The sequence below is a fragment of the Phocaeicola coprocola DSM 17136 genome, assembly GCF_000154845.1.
GTDB classification, from domain to species: Bacteria; Bacteroidota; Bacteroidia; order Bacteroidales; family Bacteroidaceae; genus Phocaeicola; species Phocaeicola coprocola.
Window position 1 is genome coordinate 1 of sequence record NZ_DS981443.1, and the last position, 1325, is coordinate 1325.

Genomic DNA, 1325 nt, shown 5'->3' on the forward strand with positions numbered 1-1325 from the left:
CCATCAGCAGGTGAAACAGAGAAAAGAGCCTTAGCTCCGTTTACTTCCTCTATCTTTACACCTTTATCTAAAAGATTTTTCGTATTTGAGGCAAAATATTTTTTCAGAGACTCTGCATCCTTCACAGAAATAACAATCGATTCGTTTGCCGACCATTGAGTAGCCAATGTTACAATAAACTTGTTGAAAAAATCCTTGTCAGCGATAAATCCTTTTACAGCATCCGAAACTGTTTCATTTGTCAGTAGGTTAGTAATTTCGGTTTTCAGAGCATTCAGGGCCTGTCCAGCAAACAACTTCAACTCAGATTTCGTATTTTCAGTTAATTCATCTGCCGATTTACGGGCATTGGCTATAATTCCTTCCGCCTCTTTCTGGGCATCTGCAATCAACTTTTGAGCCTTTTTCTGAGCTTCATCGATAAGTCGTTGTGCTTCTTCATTACCCTTTTCCACCCCTTCACGATAAATCTTATCAGTGAGCTCCTGAATCTTGTTTTCCATAATGATTATTAAACTTTAACTTAGTTATAAGACTTACAATTTTATCAATTGTAATTATTACAATTTCTGAGTCAAATATACTAAATAAGCCTTAATCACCTACTATTTCGAAAGAAATATTTCCACCAATAAGCAAAGATTTTAAATAAAGAATAATAAGAATGTAATATATCGAATAAGCAACATGTTCTTCAACATAAAATTAGAAAAAGGATTGTCAAAGCTTATCGGCATCGACTCGTCGAAGGGCACTCTCCAGAAGGGCAAGGATGCGGACATCCTCATCATAGACAAGGACATCAGCATCAGGTGCGTCTTCTCCTGCGGCAGGATCGTGGAAGGTATGAACACCCTGGTACATTGAAACGTTTCCGCCGCCGTACTCCCGGAGCCGGCGGCGTTTTTTCTGCCCTCATGCAAAAAAAGAAAGCCCCGCGGCACTTGTGATGCTGCAGGGCTTCTCCTAAGACGGCGACTACCTACTCTCCCACTTGCGCAGTACCATCGGCGTGACGAAGCTTAACTTCTCTGTTCGGAATGGGAAGAGGTGGAACCCTTCGTGCAATAGTCACCTGAATATCCTTTATGTATTCATGACTAACAAGCAGGTAATTCAAGCACTTCTCAAGAAGCTGAAAGTATATATCACCCATCCTTCCTGACAGGAAAGCATACGGGCAATTAGTAATGCTCGGCTTTGGTATCTCTACCTTTACACCTGCATCCTATCAACGTCATCGTCTTTGACGACCCTGAGAAATCTAATCTTGTGGCCGGCTTCGTACTTAGATGCTTTCAGACTTATCCGATCCCGACTAGAAC

At 41.3% G+C, this 1325-nt stretch carries 1 protein-coding gene, 1 rRNA gene and 1 other annotated feature (1 of these 3 running past the window's edge); both genes read right to left on the bottom strand.

The window, feature by feature from the left end; genetic code table 11:
* A partial coding sequence (locus BACCOP_RS02485) for a hypothetical protein (RefSeq protein ID WP_007565860.1) occupies positions 1-503 on the bottom strand: 503 nt, incomplete at its 3' end.
* A 466-nt stretch (positions 504-969) separates the two neighbouring features.
* A 5S ribosomal RNA gene (rrf, locus tag BACCOP_RS02490) occupies positions 970-1079 on the bottom strand.
* 85 nt (positions 1080-1164) lie between these two features.
* Positions 1165-1325: a sequence feature (23S ribosomal RNA rRNA prediction is too short), on the bottom strand (it continues 922 nt past the right edge of the window).